The organism is Mycobacterium kyorinense (genome assembly GCF_002101735.1).
GTDB lineage: Bacteria > Actinomycetota > Actinomycetes > Mycobacteriales > Mycobacteriaceae > Mycobacterium > Mycobacterium kyorinense.
Genome location: NZ_LQPE01000163.1, coordinates 29,303 through 45,880 on the forward strand (window position 1 = coordinate 29,303; position 16,578 = coordinate 45,880).

General features: G+C 64.2%; 15 protein-coding genes. 7 read left to right on the plus strand and 8 right to left on the minus strand.

Going from position 1 to position 16,578, the window contains the following annotated elements:
• Nucleotides 1-91: 91 nt before the first annotated feature.
• The 3 genes from AWC14_RS23570 to AWC14_RS23580 form a co-directional block, all read right to left on the minus strand.
• Nucleotides 92-1,093, minus strand: a complete 1,002-nt coding sequence (locus tag AWC14_RS23570) for an alpha/beta hydrolase (protein WP_057003071.1) — start codon at nt 1,091-1,093, stop codon at nt 92-94.
• A gap of 113 nt (nt 1,094-1,206) precedes the next feature.
• On the minus strand, nt 1,207-1,815 hold the full coding sequence (locus AWC14_RS23575) for a TetR/AcrR family transcriptional regulator (protein ID WP_045379006.1): 609 nt from the start codon (nt 1,813-1,815) through the stop codon (nt 1,207-1,209).
• A complete protein-coding gene (locus AWC14_RS23580) occupies nt 1,812-2,483 on the minus strand; it encodes a TetR/AcrR family transcriptional regulator (protein WP_045379003.1) in 672 nt (223 codons plus the stop codon). The genes AWC14_RS23575 and AWC14_RS23580 overlap by 4 nt, the downstream gene beginning before the upstream one ends.
• A 122-nt stretch (nt 2,484-2,605) precedes the next feature.
• On the opposite strand from AWC14_RS23580, the gene AWC14_RS23585 reads away from it, so the two are divergent.
• Nucleotides 2,606-4,033, plus strand: coding sequence for an ABC1 kinase family protein (locus AWC14_RS23585; protein WP_057003072.1), 1,428 nt, complete (start codon nt 2,606-2,608; stop codon nt 4,031-4,033).
• On the opposite strand, the gene AWC14_RS23590 is transcribed toward AWC14_RS23585, so the two are convergent.
• From AWC14_RS23590 to AWC14_RS23610, 5 genes are read right to left on the minus strand one after another with little or no spacing between them, the layout of a single operon-like run.
• On the minus strand, nt 4,021-5,499 hold the full coding sequence (locus tag AWC14_RS23590) for a flavin-containing monooxygenase (RefSeq protein ID WP_057003088.1): 1,479 nt from the start codon (nt 5,497-5,499) through the stop codon (nt 4,021-4,023). The two genes, AWC14_RS23585 and AWC14_RS23590, sit on opposite strands and share 13 nt — an antisense overlap.
• Before the next feature lie 59 nt (nt 5,500-5,558).
• Entirely contained in the window at nt 5,559-6,425 is an 867-nt protein-coding gene (locus tag AWC14_RS23595) for an SDR family NAD(P)-dependent oxidoreductase (RefSeq protein ID WP_045379000.1), read from the minus strand.
• On the minus strand, nt 6,422-7,984 hold the full coding sequence (locus AWC14_RS23600; protein ID WP_045378997.1) for a flavin-containing monooxygenase: 1,563 nt from the start codon (nt 7,982-7,984) through the stop codon (nt 6,422-6,424). The genes AWC14_RS23595 and AWC14_RS23600 overlap by 4 nt, the downstream gene beginning before the upstream one ends.
• The gene (locus tag AWC14_RS23605) at nt 7,981-8,568 is read right to left on the minus strand and encodes an SRPBCC family protein (RefSeq protein ID WP_045378994.1); all 588 of its coding nucleotides are present in this window, start codon (nt 8,566-8,568) and stop codon (nt 7,981-7,983) included. The genes AWC14_RS23600 and AWC14_RS23605 overlap by 4 nt, the downstream gene beginning before the upstream one ends.
• The gene (locus AWC14_RS23610) at nt 8,558-10,114 is read right to left on the minus strand and encodes a flavin-containing monooxygenase (RefSeq protein WP_045378991.1); all 1,557 of its coding nucleotides are present in this window, start codon (nt 10,112-10,114) and stop codon (nt 8,558-8,560) included. Before AWC14_RS23610 ends, AWC14_RS23605 begins: the two co-directional genes overlap by 11 nt.
• A gap of 112 nt (nt 10,115-10,226) precedes the next feature.
• On the opposite strand from AWC14_RS23610, the gene AWC14_RS23615 reads away from it, so the two are divergent.
• From AWC14_RS23615 to AWC14_RS23640, 6 genes are all read left to right on the plus strand, one after another.
• Nucleotides 10,227-10,934, plus strand: coding sequence for a TetR/AcrR family transcriptional regulator (locus AWC14_RS23615; protein ID WP_045378988.1), 708 nt, complete (start codon nt 10,227-10,229; stop codon nt 10,932-10,934).
• Nucleotides 10,935-11,301: 367 nt separating this feature from the next.
• Nucleotides 11,302-12,201, plus strand: a complete 900-nt coding sequence (locus AWC14_RS23620; RefSeq protein ID WP_045378985.1) for a metal-dependent hydrolase — start codon at nt 11,302-11,304, stop codon at nt 12,199-12,201.
• A gap of 21 nt (nt 12,202-12,222) precedes the next feature.
• The gene (locus AWC14_RS23625; RefSeq protein ID WP_428839001.1) at nt 12,223-13,119 is read left to right on the plus strand and encodes a metal-dependent hydrolase; all 897 of its coding nucleotides are present in this window, start codon (nt 12,223-12,225) and stop codon (nt 13,117-13,119) included.
• 31 nt (nt 13,120-13,150) lie between these two features.
• Nucleotides 13,151-14,035: a metal-dependent hydrolase gene (locus AWC14_RS23630; protein WP_045378982.1), complete on the plus strand. Its 885-nt coding sequence runs from the start codon at nt 13,151-13,153 to the stop codon at nt 14,033-14,035.
• A gap of 12 nt (nt 14,036-14,047) precedes the next feature.
• On the plus strand, nt 14,048-15,625 hold the full coding sequence (locus AWC14_RS23635; protein ID WP_057003073.1) for a flavin-containing monooxygenase: 1,578 nt from the start codon (nt 14,048-14,050) through the stop codon (nt 15,623-15,625).
• Entirely contained in the window at nt 15,622-16,575 is a 954-nt protein-coding gene (locus tag AWC14_RS23640) for an SDR family NAD(P)-dependent oxidoreductase (protein ID WP_081968302.1), read from the plus strand. Before AWC14_RS23635 ends, AWC14_RS23640 begins: the two co-directional genes overlap by 4 nt.
• The last annotated feature ends 3 nt before the right edge of the window (nt 16,576-16,578 follow it).

The window sequence follows — 16,578 nt, forward strand, 5'->3', positions numbered from 1 at the left end:
CCGTTGGCGTCGACGTCGGCACTGCCGGTGGTCCCGCGCACAGCCTCTGAGGCCTCTTCCTGGGCCTCGGCCGCCGCGCGCGGGGCTGGAGTCAACGGCAAACTCCCCGCTTCACCCCGACACTGCGCAGAAACGCGCCGATTTCCGCCACTGCCGCCCGCGCAGGCGCCATCAGCAGCGCGGCGGCCTGGAACACGTGGAACTGTCCGTCCCAGACCTGCAGTTGGCATGGCACCCCTGCGGCGGCGATGCGGTCGGCCAATTCTTCGGCGCCGTCGTAGAGCACCTCGCGGGTGCCGACCTGAATCAACGTCGGCGGCAATTGCCTCAGGTCGGCCGATGCCAGCCGCACGGGCGGCAGCTCAGCAGCAGGCTGCGCCGCCACCGCGGCGAGCTTGCGGCTGATCGCCCGGATCGTCGACCCGGTCAGCAGGGGGTCGTCGGCGTCGTCGTCGACGGGAAAGTCAGGGTCGACCCACGTCATGGGAGACATCAGGGCCAACGCGTGGGGCCGGCCCAATCCTGCCCGCGCAACGGCGAGCGCAGTGGCGACGGCAAGGTAGCCGCCCGCCGAGTCGCCGACCACGCTGATGTTCTCCGCTGAATAGCCCAGCCCGATCAGCGCACGGAACCCGTCGACCGCGTCCTCGAGCGCTTCACCGAGACCGTGCCGCGGCAGCTGCCGGTAGCACACGGCAAGCGCCGGGCGCTCCGCGGCGTGGGCGATGTCGGCCGCCAGCCGTCGGTGAGTGTGCAGCCCGCAGGTGATGAAGCCGCCGCCGTGCAGATAGAGGATCGCGGTGCCGGAATCGGCGACCGACCGGGGCGTGATGAGCTCGGCCCGGCAGCTCGGCAGCGCAACCGTGCGCCGGTGTACTTTGCGCGGACGCGGCAACACGATGGCTGCCCCGTCGACCAGCGCAAAGGGCCAACGAGCGTCGGGGAAGCGCGCGAAGAGCGAGATCACCGGCCGGACGAACGTCACCAGCAGGGCCGCCAGGACGCGCGAAACCAGGCCCGGTCCGGGGAAGCGGACCAACTCGGGCCGGTTTCGGCCGGTGTGGTCGACCGCGGTTCCCGCGACAAGCGACATTGGACCTCCAACCGAAGCTCTACCAGGCGGCTAATTAGCAGACTGATGCGTCACTCGGGGAGAGTTAACCACACGGTGTGGCCTCTGTCACCCCCTATCGTGGGGACTGTTCGTCACGGGCTCTCTGGTTGGCCGAGGCCGGCTCGCAGAAGTTCGCGAGCTTGGCCCATGACATGATCGAGACCGCCCGGAAGGGGAGCCCCGCCCTGCGCGGGGAGCAGCATGGCGAGGCTCATGCAGACCAGCATCTCGCCCAGCACTTCGCTGTCGAGCCCGCGACGTAGATACCCCTTGGCGATGCCGTGGTCGATCTGCCGCTGCACCGAGTGGGCGAACGACCGAAAGATGTCTACAACCCGTTGGGTGAGCTGCTCGTCGATGGCACCGGCGTCAAAGACGATCAGTGAGACCACTTTGTTGTCGGCATCCGACAGCGAATGCAACGCTCGCCACGGTGCGGTCACCGCGTCGAGGAACTCGTCGAGGTTTTCGGCGAGCTCCTCCGGTGGAGACAGTTCCGACGCTCGCTCTTCCAACCCCAGATCGATGACAGCATCGAGGATTTCACGCCGATTGGCGAAGTAGTTGTAGAACGAGCCGTGCCCCAGCCCGGCCGCGGCGACAATGTCGGCGACCGAGGTGTTGCGGTAGCCGCGGTCGGTGAAGACTTCGAATGCGGCGCGGGTCAGCTGGACCCGACGGTCTGGCTGCGCGCTCGTCACCGATCGGTCTCCTCGGTGAACAGCGCGTGGCGCGCGAAATCCGCCAGCGCCGCGCGGTAGCGGTCGCGAGTGGCGGCGTCTCGCTGACCCATCACCTCGCGAAGGCCGGCGGGCAGCAGCAGCTTTGTGGCCAGCAGGCCCAGCACTTCGGGGTCGAGACCGGCCCGAATGAACCCGGCATCCTGTGCCTCCTCGAACAGGCTGGCCGTCATCCGCACCACGGTGGTTTCCACCCCGAGCATGCGCAACTTGAGCTCCTCGTCCATCGCTCCGACTTCGACAACCACCAGCGACAGCAACTCCGGCTGGCGGTCGAAGGTTTCGGTGATTGCCGACAGTGCAGCGTCAAGACGTTCAAGCAAATCGGTCGGCCCGCGCAGCGGTTCGTCGATGTGCAGCAGGGGCCGGACCACCCGGATCACTTCCTCGACCGAGTAGTCGAACACCAGGTCCAGCAGGTCCCGTTTGCTTGCCACGTAGCGGTAGAGGGTGCCCTGCCCGACACCGGCATGGCGGGCGATGTCGGACATCGTGGTCGCCTCGAAGCCGCGCTCGGCGAACACCGCAACCGCCGAGGCAATGATCTGCGCGCGGCGTTGCTCCTCGAGATTCTCGATCGGCGGCCGGCCCCGTTTGCGGCGGGGCGGGTTTGCGGCCTCAGCGACCACAGCGCCGATCCGATGGCATTGCGCGCCTCCCGCTGATGGATTGATTGTGCTGACTTGACCGATCGAAAGATTTCCCGGACTGCGGTGTCAGAACCAATCTAGCACCTGGTTAAGGTGAGCCCATGTCGAACGGCCCGGCACCGTCGAAGGATGCGGACGCGCTGGCGACGTCGCGGTTGGGCCGGGGCGCGCGGCTGGGGGGACTCGTTGCCAAGCAGACGTTGCGGCGGGTGACGATCAAAGCCGGATCGATCGTTGTCACCGAAAGCCGGCGTGAGGCGATGCTGGATCGGGCCAACGAGCGCATCGCGCGCGACTTCGTAGCCGTGCTCGGCAATATGCGCGGCGCGGCAATGAAAATCGGGCAGTTGCTGTCGGTGATCGACCTCGGAATCGTCGACGCACGTTCGCGGGACTACTTCCGCCAACAGCTTTCCAAACTGCAGGGCTCGATCAACGCCATGCCGTTCGAGACCATGCGCCCGGTGATCGAAGCCGAGCTCGGCGCCCCGGTCGAGCGGTTGTTCGCGTCGTTCGACACCGACGCGTTCGCGGCCGCGTCCATCGGACAGGTCTACCGCGCGGTGACGCACGACGGTCTCGACGTGGCGGTGAAAGTGCAGTATCCCGGTGTTCGCACCGCGGTGCGGGCCGACCTGAAAAACCTGGCGTTGTTCCTGCGCATGTGGAAGGCGGCCATACCCACCGTGGCGGCCCGTGAGTTTCTCGACGAGATCACTCACGAGTTGTCGCGCGAAGTCGACTACCGCCAGGAGTTGGCCAGCCAGGCTCGAGTCGCCGCCCGGTGCGCCGATCATCCGTTCATTCATGTGCCTCGCCCGATCGCGGAGTTGAGCTCGGAGTCGGTGCTGACCACCGAGTACGTGGCGGGACTGCCGGCCGCCGACGTCGCGCAGCTGCCTGAGGCCGAGCGGGACCGCATCGGGGAGATCATCTACCGGTTCTACCTCGGCTCGTTGTTTCACGACTGCGAGTTCAACGGCGATGCGCACCCGGGCAATTTTCTGTATCTGCCCGACGGTCGGGTCGCGTTCCTGGACTTCGGGCTCTACAAGCACATGGACCCCACTGCCGTCGAGTTCGAACGGCTTGCGGCGCAGCTGTGCATCGCCGGCGACGGCGAGGGTCTGCGGGCGAGCATGGAAGAGTACGGCGTGCTGAGGCCGGGATCGACAGTGTCGGCGCAGGATTGCCTGGAATACACGCTGGATGCCGCGGGATGGAATTTCGTCGACGAGTACGTGGTGGTGCGGCCGATCGACGTCAGCGCGGCCCTGCTGGGCGTGGTCAACCCGGCCGCCGAGTCCTTCCAGACGATGCGCAACGAGCGGCTGCCACCGGAGCATTTGTTTTCCCGTCGACTGGATTTCCTGCTGTTCGGGACCCTGAGTCAAATCGGCGCCGGCGCAAACTGGTTCCGCATCGCGGCGGAGTGGATCTACGGCGCCGAGCCGGTCACCGAGCTCGGCCGGGCCGAAGCGCAGTGGCGGCAGCGAACGGCGCAAAGCCACGACGGTCAGGACTCGTAGACGTAGTCGTCGAGGTCGAATGTCTTTGACGCACGCGTCGATTGGTAGGCAGTGGTCGGCCGCAAGAACGAGAAGTCGCCGTTCTTGTCGATGTAGTAGCTGTTGGAATCGATGCAGGCGCGGCCGTGCATCAGAGTCGCCGAGCCGCGGCGGTCGACGAACCGGTGGAACCGATCGTTGGCTTCGCCAGAGATCTCGACCGCGGTCGCGCCGCGGCGAAGAGCCTCGTCGATCACCCGCAGGGCGTGCCGTGCCGAGTTCTCGACCATGACGTGCCAAGAACTACCGGACCACGCGTACGGACCGAACACCATAAAGGTGTTGGGCAAGCCGGGCATCGACACCCCTTCGTACGCGGTGGCGCGCTGCGTGTCATAGAACGACGCGAGGTCGAACCCGTTGCGGCCCTTGACCGGCCGCATCCGATACACCAGCGGACTGTTCGACATTTCGAAGCCGGTTGCCAACACCAGCACGTCGACGTCGCGTTCGACGCCGTCACGGGTTCGGATACCGGTGGCAGTGATCCGCTCGATCGGGTCGGTTACCAGCGTGACGTGATCCTTGGTGAAGGTCTTGTAGTACACGTTCGACACGCTGGGCCGCTTACACCCGAATCCGTAACGCGGAGTGAGTTTTTGTCGCAGCTCACGGTCGCGGACCTGGGTGAACAAGTACGCTCGGCACGCCAGCGCCGGGATTCGCGCCAATGGCGCGATCTGCTTGCCGTAGACGGTTATTGCAACCAGACCAACCTCGACGAAAGCGGCGGCGATTCCGCGCACCAGCGTCTGCAGAAACGGCACGGCTCGGAATGCCGCCTGGACGATCTTCGGGATCGGGAAATCCGGCTTGGCGAATACCCAGATCGCCCTCCGTTGGTAGACGTCGAGCCTCGCAGCGGTTTTCGCGAGTTCGGGCACCACCTGGATGGCGGTGGCGCCCGTTCCGATGACCGCGATCCGTTTGCCGGCGGGATCGAAATCGTCGTCCCAGGCCTGGGTCTGGATCACTTTGCCGGTGAAATCTTCGAGCCCCGCGATGTCGGGAACGCGTGGTTCGACGAAGGCTCCGGTGGCGGTGATCACGAAACGTGCTGTGACGCTGGATCCGTCGTTCAAAATCAGGATCCAGAAGTGATTGTCCTCGTCCCAGTCGCGGCGCATCACCTCGGTTCGCAACCTGAGGTGGCTTCTCAGCCCGTATTTGTCGGCGAGGTGATTGATATAGTCGCGGACCTCGGCCCCCTTGGGAAACGTGCGCGACCAGAACGGCGATTTCTCGAACGAGAACTGGTAGACGATGCCGGGGATGTCCACCGCGACATCGGGGTAACGGTTGGAGTGCCACGTCCCGCCGATGTCGTCGGCGCGCTCGAAGATGGTGAAATCGCCGTGGCCGGCCCGTTGCAGATGAATCGCGACGCCGAGGCCGCCGATGCCGGCCCCGATGATTGCCACCAGCATGTCCGGCCGGCGACGGCCCGGAGTCGAGTCTGCCTCGGTGGACCCCAATTCGCTGATTGTCACGTAGTCACCTCCGGCGTGATATTGGCCGCAATGCGTGCGTCATATTCGGCTCGCGCCGTCCGGTCGATCGGGCCCATCGTTCGATCCGCGTTCACCAGCCGCCGGCCCGACAGCCACAAGCGCTCCGGGATGAGGCTCGCCGCGGTGAACAACGGCGTGAGACCCATCGGTGCGCTTGCCAGGGGCGGTCTGGTACGCACTGTCGAAACGATCCGCCTCGCCACAACATTCGGGGAGAGCACGCCGATACTCAACACGCCCAACGGAATGCCGTCGACCAGTTGGGTTTTGATTGCCGAGGGCAGGACCGCCGTGACCGATACGCCGTGTGGGCGCAGCTCCTCGCGCAGACTGCGGCTGAAGGCGGTCGCGGCGTGTTTGGACGCCGTGTAACTGGCCAGCCCGGCCGAGTGCAGCTTTCCCGCAGCCGAAGTGACGTTGACTATGTGTCCGCAGCCGCGCGCGATCATGCGCGGGGCGACCAGGCGTGCGGCGTGCATGTGCGCCGCCACGTTGACATCGAATACTGCTCGGGTGACTTCGGCTGACTCGGCGAGAAATGGCCCGATCGGCATGATCCCGGCGTTGTTGACCAGGATGTCGATCTCTCCCAGGTCGTCTTCGATCTCGTCGAGAAACATCTTGTAACTGTCGAGTTGGGCCACGTTGACGGGATAGGCGCGGATGCCGCGTCCCAGAAAGTCTGCCGCCGCCGAGGCCGCCTCGCCGTCGAGGTCGCCGATGGCCACTCGGGCGCCGCGCTGGGCGAAGCGTTTCGCGGTGGCCAGGCCGATGCCCCGGGCGGCGCCGGTGACGACGACCACTGCGCCGTCCAGCCGGATTCTGGGATATGTCCCGATCATGGAATCTCTCCGGAGACCAGTTCAACCCGGGCGGTTTCGGTCTGTGCGACCGGCTTTCGCCACAGATAGTCGTCGAACGGATAGCTGGCCGCCGCGCGCCGCGACTGCAACGCAGTGGTCGGCCGGATGTAGGGCATGTCGCCGTGGGAGTTGACGTAGTAGGTGCGCAGACCCTTGTTGCGAACCTGGAAGTAATGCTGAATGTTTCGGCCCTGATGCTGGATCTTCTCGTGGTAGGCCCGCTGCGCTTCGGCGGTGACTTCGACGTAAGCGGCGCCACGACGAACAGCCTCGACAATCGCCCGGACAGCGTGTTGAGCGGACGACTCCACCATGAAATGCCAGCCGGTGCCGGTCCACGAATAGGGGCCCACCAGCATCCACCGGTTCGGCAAGCCGTGCACGGCGACACTCTCGTAGGCCTGCAGCCGGTTCTGCGCGAAGAAGTCGCCGAGATCGAAGCCGTTGACACCCACGACCATTCCGGGTTTGTACGTCTCGGGGTCGGAGAACAGTTCGTAGCCGACCGCGACGACCAAAGCATCCAGCTGGTGTTCGCGGCCGTCGGCGGTTCGCACTCCGGAAGGTGTGATCTCACTGATCGGCAAATCCACCAACTCGACGTTGTCGCGGTTGAACGCTTGCAGAAACGCGTTCGACAACGTAGGGCGCTTGCCGAGCAGGCCGTACCGCGGAGTCAGAGCACGCCGGGTGCGCCGATCACGCACGACCGCCCGCAGATAACCGCGGTAGACGGCGCGTGCCCCCGAATCCATCAGCGCCGCCACAGGGTTCGCAATGGGCGGCGGCGTGTAAACCAGCAGCCGGGTCAGGGTCTCCACCAGCAGCAGCGCCACCCCGGAAAGAACCGCCTGGGTTGTCCGGCGGCCGAGAATCGCCCGCAGCCACGGGCCGATGGTGAAATCTGGTTTCGGCCAGCACCATACGGGCGTGCGCTGGAACACCGTCAAGGTCTCGACGAGCGGGGCGATAGCCGGGGTTATCTGTACCGAACTGGCCCCGGTGCCGATCACGCCGATCCGCTTGCCGGTCAGGTCATAGTTGTGATCCCAGTCGGTGGGCCGCAGGATCTTTCCGGCGAAGCTGTCGTAGCCGGGTATGCCGGGATCGTCTTTGGGATTGATGAAGGCGCCGACGGCGCTGATCACGAATCGCGCGGTGATCACGTCGCCTGTGGCTGTGTGCAGCCGCCAGGCCATGGCCGTGTCGTCCCACTGCTCTTTGACGACATTCACTCCGAATCGGATGTGCGGATACACGCCGTGTTCGTGGGCGACCGCATCGTGGTAAGCCCAGACCTCCGCGCCGGCGGGAAACATTCGTGACCACGTGGTGTTCTTGGCGAACGAATACTGGTAGGTGAAGCTCGGGACGTCGACGCCGATGCCGGGATAGTCGTTGTCGCGCCAACTTCCGCCGGGTGCGGCTGCGCGTTCCAGGACCACGAAGTCGTCGATGCCGGCCTCGAGGAGCCGGACCCCGGCTGCGATGCCGCCCGGTCCGGCGCCGATGACGGCCACGTTGCACTGCGGATTCATGTGTGGTCCTTGCTGTTTAGCCCTAGCGGGATTCCCGATGTGAGTTGCGGCGGCGCGTGCGACGGCAGTTCGCGTTCCAGGCCGCCCAACCCGATCCAGAAGATCGGTTGCAGGACGGCTGCGACCGGGCGCAGCGCAAAGCGCACACCTGGTATCCGACGCAGGTATCGCGGTGCGCAGGCTAGCGTCCACTTCACCGTGGCATGCCCGGGATTGTCGGCCGGCTCCACCCGGTATTCCTCGCACCAGGACCCGAACACCGGCAGTGTGGCATCAATCGCGGTGTAGCGCATCGTCATTCGCGTCGCATCGAATTCGATGAGCTGCTCGTGCTGGGCGAACACCAGCCACTTGTGGACGTGCATCTGGAAATCGCGGACCACGCCCGCGGCCGGCTCAGTACCCACCGGGTAGCGGCATCCCCACACCGTCGGCAGCCAGGACCACATTCGGCTGCCCGCGATGACCCCCCAAACGTGTTCCGGCGGGGCAGCGAAGCTGCGTTGGACGTATGTGACGAACGGTGCCGTCTCGAAGAATTCGTCGGCGCGCTCCGCGGTAATCGGTATGGCGTCAAACCGCATGTCTGACCTCTCGTGCATGACTACTCAGGCGGGTGAACTCGTAGTCTGACGCCGGGAACCGCACGCTGCGGCGGCGTGACTGCAGGATGGTCCACGGCCGCACATACGGCGTGTCCCCGTGGGAGTTGATGAAGTAGCTGTTCGAACCTGCGCAGTTGAAGCTGAAGTATCGCTGAAGGTTGGCGCCGCTGCGTCGCAAGCCCGCCTGGAACCGGGCCAGTGCATCCCTGGTGACTTCGACCCGGGTGGCGTTCTGGGCACGAGCCAGCTCGATCACGGCGCTGATGTGCCGCATCGAGTTTTCGAGGATGTAGTGGAAACTGGTGCCCGTCCATGAATATGGTCCGACCATCATGAACCGGTTCGGCAGACTCGGGACCGTCACACTCTGGTAGGCCTGCAAGCCGTGGCGGTGATAGAACTCCGCGAGGTCAAATCCGTTGCTGCCCAGGACCGTCCCGATCCGATACGTTTCCGGGTCGGAGAACATCTCGTAGCCGGTGGCCAGCACGAGGATGTCGATTGGCCGTTCCACTCCCGCGGTGTCGACAATTCCGTGTGGCGTGATCCGGTCGATTCCGATGCTGATCAGCTCTACGTTGCGGCGGTTGAACACCGGAAGATAGTCGCCGCCGAGGGTGCCTCGCGTGCACCCTGCCCCGAAGCGGGGACGAAGCTGGGATCGGACCTGGCGGTCGCGGACTTTGTAGCGCAGCCACAGCATGTAGGCCAATAGCGCCACGCGGTCGAAAACTGCTGCGCCCAACCGAAAGAGCGGTCGGGGTGTGTAGATCAGAACCCGAAGCCCCGCCTCGATAAACGCCAACGCCACCGAGTGCACCGCGTTGGCGAACCGGCGTTTCGCCAGCATCCGCTGAAGCACAATGGGAATCGGGAAGTCCGGCTTCGGGAAGTACCACTGCGGAGTGCGCTGGTAAATGTCGAGTCTGGCAACGTCACGGGCGATCGCCGGCGCGATCTGCACCGTGGAGCTGCCGACGCCGATGATGCCGACTTTCTTCCCGCGCAAATCCAGATCATGCTGCCAGCGCGAGGGAATCAGTACGGGTCCGGCGAAGCTGTTCAGCCCGGGGATGTCTGGCTGGGTTTTCGGGTTGATGTAGGCACCGATGGCGCTGATGACAAAGCGTGCGGTGATGACGTCCCCGTCGGCAGTGTGCAACTGCCACTGGTGGGTTTCGTCGTCGAAAACCTCTCGCTCCACTCGGGTGTTGAACCGCGCGTGCGGGTAAAGGCGGTGGGTCATAGCCAAATCGAGGATGTACTGCCGAATCTCGTCGCCGTCGGCAAAAAACCGTCGCCAGTTGCCTTTTGGGGCAAACGAGAACTGGTAGGCGATCGCCGGGATGTCGGCGCCCACCCCGGGATAGGTGTTACGCAGCCATGTGCCGCCGAAACCTGCATCCCGGTCGATGATCACGAAATCGTCGATGCCGATTTCGCGCAGTTTGATCGCGGCGCAGATCCCGCCCAGGCCGGCACCGATGATGGCAACTTCATGGTCGGGCGTTTCATCTGGCTGCATTGCGTCCTTCCATCAGTCACCGGCTGTTGTCGCTTCGGAAATAATCGGACTGATATGTCACTCTGTCAAGCCACATGCGGGTCCCGCCGGCTTGTCGATTACGATTGCCCCCGTGTCGACGCGCGTTGCCGCTGGTCGAGGGCGCCTCCCGAATCTGACTGGAGATGCCCGGGCCGACCGGTGGCGTGAGCACCGGGCTGCCGTGCGCGCCCAGTTGGTAGATGCCACACTTCGTGCGATCGAAGAGCACGGTCCGCAGTTGTCCATCGACGACGTCCTCAAGACGGCCGCTGTGCCGCGCCCGAAGCTGTACCGCTTCTTCGAGGACAAGGCGACGTTGTTCGCCGCGGTCGCCGAACGCGTGCAGGAGATGATCATCGAGCGAGTGGTGCCGCATTTCGACGTCACTGCAACGGCGCGGGAGTTGGTCCGCTCGGCGCTCACCGGATATGTCGACTTGGTCGACGAGCGGCCCGCCCTCTTTCGCTTCCTGGTTGGCTCGCATTTCAGGGGCGGGCGTTCGGCCGCGGAGTTGATCGACAGCGGCAGGCCGCTGTCGGATGCCATGGTCGAGGTTTGGGCCGCCGTGCTCCGGGCGCGCGGTGGATGCAGCGGCGATCTCGAGTATGTCGTTGATGCTGCGCTTGGGTCGGTGACGCTCGGCGTGCTGCGCTGGCTCAATTCTCCGACGATCAACAAGTGCGCTCTGGTCGAGCAGCTCACCTGCTTTGTCTGGGGCGCGCTTGCCACCACGGCGGCGGCGCGCGGTGTCGTCATCGACCCCGACGAAAGAGTGCTACCGCTCGACAGCGCCGGCTGAGCGCCCCCGGACCTCCGCGGATAACCGTGCTGCCAGACACCCATACTTGACAGAGTGACGTATCAGTCACATTATTTGTTGATCCGCAGGACGGTGGAGGATGACGATGCGGCCAGCCCCGGCACCAACCGCAAGGTCGTCATGACCGTCGGCGCCCGGCGGGCGATATGTGCACGTGCCAGTTGTCGAGTTTGGCACCGGTCTCGCGGTTTGCCTTGTCCTGCAATAAATCTCGGTGCACGCACAGGCGTGTCGCTTCCGACGGCCGCTATCGAAGACAGGTCTTGCGCGGCGTGGTGTCGCGCAGTACCGTCTGTAACTAGTACTACTAGTACTAGGTACTAGACGTTCAGGAAGGGGCTGGGCTATGGCCAGCGGGCATGCAGGACGAGGAGCCGTCGCCGTCGTCGACGCGGCCGGGAAAACGGTCGGCTACCCGAAGACCAGGCGGATTCGCTTCCGCTTCGGTGAGGACCGCACCTACGGCAAGTACTTCGTCAACGACGACATCGTGTTCAGCCACTTCGTGGCGGGCCTATCGGCTGCTTTTCCGCCCGGCGAGGAGTCGTTCATCCGGTCGGTGCGCAGTTTCGCCGACCACATCACCGACCCGACGCTGAAGAAGCGGGTCGCCGGGTTCATCGGCCAGGAATCCATGCACGGCCAAGAGCATCGCCGGCTCAACCAGAAGCTCGTCGAAAAGGGCTACCGGATCGAGTGGTGGGACTCGAAGCCGTGGAAGGAAAGGCAGATTCGCTTCGAGCAGCGGATTCCGAGCCGAGTGCATCTGGCGATGACCGCGGCTGCAGAGCATTACACCGCTGTGTTGGCCGAGCGAGTGTTGTCCAGCGACGAAATCCAGGCGATCCCAGGCGATTCGGAGGTATGGAATCTGCTGAATTGGCACGCGCTGGAAGAACTCGAGCACAAATCGGTGGCGTTTGACGTCTACCGGGCGGTGGGCGGTTCCGAGCGTGCGCGCATCGCGGTGATGGTGGCGCTGATTGCTCTCACGATTCCGCTGACCGCCACGTCACTGGCCGTCTCGCTGGCGCGCGACCCTGTCGCGCGGCGACAGCCCGTCCGATTGGTTCGGGAGACCTACGAACAGCTGCGCGGCCCGCTGTTCAAAGGGCTGTTCCGTGACCTTGCCAAGTACCTGCGGCCGGGCTTTCATCCCGACGACATCGATACGACGGCCTTGCTGAGGCGTTGGCAGACAGAGCTTTTCGGTGCAAACGGCGCACTCGTCGACCACCTGAAGTGATCCGGCGAACATAGGAGAGACATGGTTACGTCCAAGGCGATGACGTCCACTAACACGACGGTGCCGACGGCCTCTTACCCGAAGGTTCGCCGGATCAGGTTCCGCTTCGGTGATCCCGAACCGATGAAACATCATTTCGTCGAGGGCAACATCGTGCTGAGCCACCTGCTGGCACTGCTGTCGGCCGGTTTTCCGCCGGGTGAGGAGTCGTTCATCCGGTCGGTGCGCCGTTTTGCCGATCGGGTAACCGATCCGGTGCTGAAGAAGCGGGTTGCCGCGTTCATTGGCCAGGAATCGGTGCACGGTCAAGAACACCGTCATATGAACGAGAAGCTCATCGAGATGGGCTACCCGATGGTGCGACTGTTCACTTTTGGCCGCGACAGCCTGCGCCAGCGGGTGATGGAACGGGTCGAGAAAGTGGTGCCCGCGTATGTGCACCTGGCGATGACGGCAGCGGCCGAGCACTACACTGCGACGCTTGCCGAGCGCGTGCTATCCAGCGACGAGATCCAAGCCATCCCAGCGGATCCGGAGGGATGGCACTTGCTGAACTGGCATGCCATGGAGGAGTTGGAACACAAATCGGTGGCGTTTGACGTCTACCGCGCGGTCGGCGGGCCGGAGTGGATCCGGATTGGGGTAATGGCGGTGATGTACGTCTTCACTATCCCGGTCGTCACGGTCGGGGTGGTCTTGTCCATCCTGACTGATCCTCGGGGCTGGCGCCCGATCCGGCTACTGCGCCAAACCCATTACGTCTTCCGAGGGCCGATCCTGAACGGGTTGATGGCAGACCTGCGCAAGTACATGCGACCAGGTTTCCATCCCGACGACATCGACACCGGTGCGCTGCTGGAGCAGTGGCGCCAGAACCTGTTCGGTACTGAAGGCACTCTCGTCGGCCACTTGAAATAACTACCAAGCACGTTTGAAGGAGTGAATTGCGATGGCTGCTGATCCGATAAGGGCAGAGGCGCCAGCGAACCAGTATCCGAAGGTGCGGCGGATCCGGTTCCGGTTCGGAGATCCCCAGCCGATGAACCATCATTTCGTGGAGGGCGATATTCCGTTCAGCCACCTGGTTGCGGTGCTGTCGGCCGCTTTTCCGCCGGGAGAGGAGTCGTTCATTCGGTCGGTGCGCCGCTTTGCCGATCGGGTAACCGATCCGGTGTTGAAGAAGCGGGTTGCCGCGTTCATCGGTCAGGAGTCGGTGCATGGCCAGGAACACCGCCGGCTCAACGAAAAACTCATCGAGATGGGCTATCCGTTCGTTCGGCTGTTCACATTTCCCCATGACAGCCGCCGCCAGCGGCTGATTCTGCGTATCGAGAACCGCGCCCCCGCGCTGGCGCATCTGGCGATGACGGCGGCCGCCGAGCACTACACCGCGACGCTTGCCGAGCGTGTGCTCTCCAGCGACGAAATCCAGGCGATCGCTGAGGATCCCGAGGTCCGCAACCTGTTCAACTGGCATGCTGTCGAGGAATTGGAACACAAGTCCGTTGCTTTCGATGTCTATCGGGCGGTCGGCGGGCCGGAGTGGCTTCGCATCTCGGTGATGGCGGTGATGTACTACCTCACCATCCCGGTGGTGACGGTGGGAGTGCTGCTGTCCATTGCGACGGACCCCAGGGGATGGCACCCGATCACAGTGCTGCGGCAGACCATCGGGCTCTTCCGAGGACCGTTGGTGAAGGGCTTGATGGCCGACCTGCGCACCTACATGAGACCAGGATTCCATCCGGACGACATCGAGACCGACCACCTGGTGGAACGGTGGCGGCAGGAGCTGTTCGGCGCTGAGGGCACTCTCGTCGAGCACCTGAGGTAGGGGAGGATCTGCGTGAGTACAACTGTCGACATCGAGCCGGCGCCGACCGACGAGCGTGTGACTCCCGACTACGAGGTCGTCGTCGTCGGAGCGGGATTCGGCGGCATTGGCGCAGGTATCGCGTTACAGCGGCAAGGAATTCACAACTTTGTGCTCGTAGACAAGTGGGATCAGGTCGGCGGGACTTGGCATGCCAACACCTATCCCGGTGTGGCGGTGGATATTCCGTCGTTCGTCTATAGCTTTTCCTACGAGCAGCGCGGTGACTGGTCACGCCTGTTCGCGCCAGGGGAGGAGCTGCGCGACTACGCCAACGACATGGTGGACAAGTACGGTCTGCGGGAGAAGCTGCGACTGAACACCACGATTACCTCGGCAGTCTTCGATGAGCTCAACTGCCTGTGGCGGTTGACCACCGACGGCGGCGAGCAGATCACGGGCCGATACGCGGTGATGGCGGTCGGCGGGCTGGAAAGCCCGAAAATGCCGGATATCCCGGGCCTTGACAGTTTCGGCGGCACGCTGATGCACACCGCGTTGTGGGATCACGACGTCGCGCTGGAAGGCAAGCGGGTCGCGATCATCGGCACCGGTGCGACCGCGTTGCAGGTAGTGCCGGCCATTGTCGACGAGGTCGATCACTTGACCGTCTTCCAACGCACTCCCATCTGGGTGTTCCCCAAAATCGACATGGAAATGAAGTCCGTCGGGCGTTGGGTCATGGGACGCAGGCGGCTTCGGTCGGCGATCCGCCTGGTGGGCACCGTGGCGACGGAGATCGCGATGAGCGGCCAGCTGGTCGGTCCGCGCTGGCTGACCGACGCCAGCCGGCGAATGGCGGAAATCCCGGTGCGGCGCTGGATGCGCAGCCAAGTCGACGACCCGGTGATCCGGGAGAAGCTGATCCCGCGCTACGGGCTGGGATGCAAGCGACCGTCGATGTCCAACGACTATTTGAAGACGTTCAACCGCAGCGACGTCAGTCTGGTCACCGAAACCATCGACCGCATCACCGAAACCGGTGTCCGCACCATCGACGGCATGGAGCATTCGGTCGACGTATTGATTTGCGCGACCGGCTTCCGGCTGTGGGACAACCGCGCGGTTCCGCCTTTCCCGGTCATCGGTCGCGACGGTGTCAACCTCGGACAATTTTGGGACGAGTACCGGTACCAGGCCTACCAAGGGGTTTCGGTGCCCGGGTTCCCCAACATGTTCACGATCACCGGGCCGTACGGGTTCGTCCTCGGGTCCTACCTATGGATGATCGAGGCAACCTCGGCTCATCTGAGCCGCGCGATCGCAGAGGCCAAACGCCTCGGCGCAACCATCTGCGAGATCCGCCAGGAAGCGCACGACGAATACTTCCGCAAGTGCCTGAAGCGTCAGGAGCGCAACTTCCTGTTCACCCCAACCTGCGCGGGCTCGAACACCTATTACATCGACAACAAGGGCGACTCGCCGTTCCGGCCGTCGACGCACGGTGAGATGTATTGGCAGAACCGTCATTACAACTTGGATGTCTATCGCTACAGCCTCGGTCCTGCGGTGCACGAGCACGTCGCGGCCAAGTCGAAGGAGAACGCGTGAAGATCAACAGGTTGCATCCCCGTCTCGTCGTCGTCACTGGTGCGGGGAGCGGCATCGGCCGGGCCACTGCGATCAAATTCGCCAAGCTGGGCGCCCACGTGGTGGTCTCCGACATCGACCTGGACGCAGCATCCGCTACCACGGCGATGATTCGCGGCAACGGGCGAAGCGCCTCGGCGGCGCAGCTTGACGTCACCGATCCGGAAGCGTGGGAGGCGTTCGCGCGTGACGTGCTCGCCGAGCGCGGGTATACCGACGTGTTGGTCAACAACGCCGGAATGCTGGTCGGTGGACCGTTTTTGGAGCTCAGCCCGGCCGACTGGGAGCGGCAGCTCAGCGTGAACCTGATGGGCGTTGTGTACGGATGCCGGGCGTTCGGCGCGCAGATGGTGGAACGGGGCAGCGGGCACATTGTCAACATCGCCTCGGCCGCGGCATTCACACCGACACCGGTGATGGCCCCGTACTCGGTGTCCAAGGCTGGGGTGAAGATGTTGACCGAATGCCTACGGCTGGAGCTTGGGCCCAAAGGTGTTGGGGTCAGCGCGATCTGCCCGGGAGTGATCAACACCAATATTGCCGAACACGCGATCACCGTCGGCGTCGACCAAGAACTGATGGATCGGGGAAAGCGGGTCAACCGGCAGCTCCAAGAACTCGCCGAGAGGCTTCCGTTTGCTCCGATGAGCCCCAATCTCGTCGCGCGTGCGGCTGTACGCGCGGTGCGGTTCGACCTCGCGGTCGTGCCTGTGCGTACCGAGGCCTGGCTGGGTTATTTCATGCTGCGCATTGCGCCAGGCGTCAACCGCCGTATGACCCAGCCATTTTCGGTGGACACGCTGGAGAAGCTCGGCGAGCGACTGCTGGAGCGTTTCGATGCCAAACCGCTCGATCCGCCCGGTGGTCGCCCTGACGTGCAAGCTGCGCCAGTGCCCAGTTCGCGTGGCTAGACC

Coding starts and splice junctions, on each gene's coding strand:
- AWC14_RS23630 (WP_045378982.1), top strand. CDS start 13,151: ATGGCTGCTGATCCGATAAGGGCAGAGGCGCCAGCGAACCAGTATCCG.
- AWC14_RS23620 (WP_045378985.1), top strand. CDS start 11,302: ATGGCCAGCGGGCATGCAGGACGAGGAGCCGTCGCCGTCGTCGACGCG.
- AWC14_RS23585 (WP_057003072.1), top strand. CDS start 2,606: ATGTCGAACGGCCCGGCACCGTCGAAGGATGCGGACGCGCTGGCGACG.
- AWC14_RS23610 (WP_045378991.1), bottom strand. CDS start 10,114: ATGCAGCCAGATGAAACGCCCGACCATGAAGTTGCCATCATCGGTGCC.
- AWC14_RS23625 (WP_428839001.1), top strand. CDS start 12,223: ATGGTTACGTCCAAGGCGATGACGTCCACTAACACGACGGTGCCGACG.
- AWC14_RS23605 (WP_045378994.1), bottom strand. CDS start 8,568: ATGCGGTTTGACGCCATACCGATTACCGCGGAGCGCGCCGACGAATTC.
- AWC14_RS23570 (WP_057003071.1), bottom strand. CDS start 1,093: ATGTCGCTTGTCGCGGGAACCGCGGTCGACCACACCGGCCGAAACCGG.
- AWC14_RS23590 (WP_057003088.1), bottom strand. CDS start 5,499: ATGCTGGTGGCAATCATCGGGGCCGGCATCGGCGGCCTCGGCGTCGCG.
- AWC14_RS23600 (WP_045378997.1), bottom strand. CDS start 7,984: ATGAATCCGCAGTGCAACGTGGCCGTCATCGGCGCCGGACCGGGCGGC.
- AWC14_RS23595 (WP_045379000.1), bottom strand. CDS start 6,425: ATGATCGGGACATATCCCAGAATCCGGCTGGACGGCGCAGTGGTCGTC.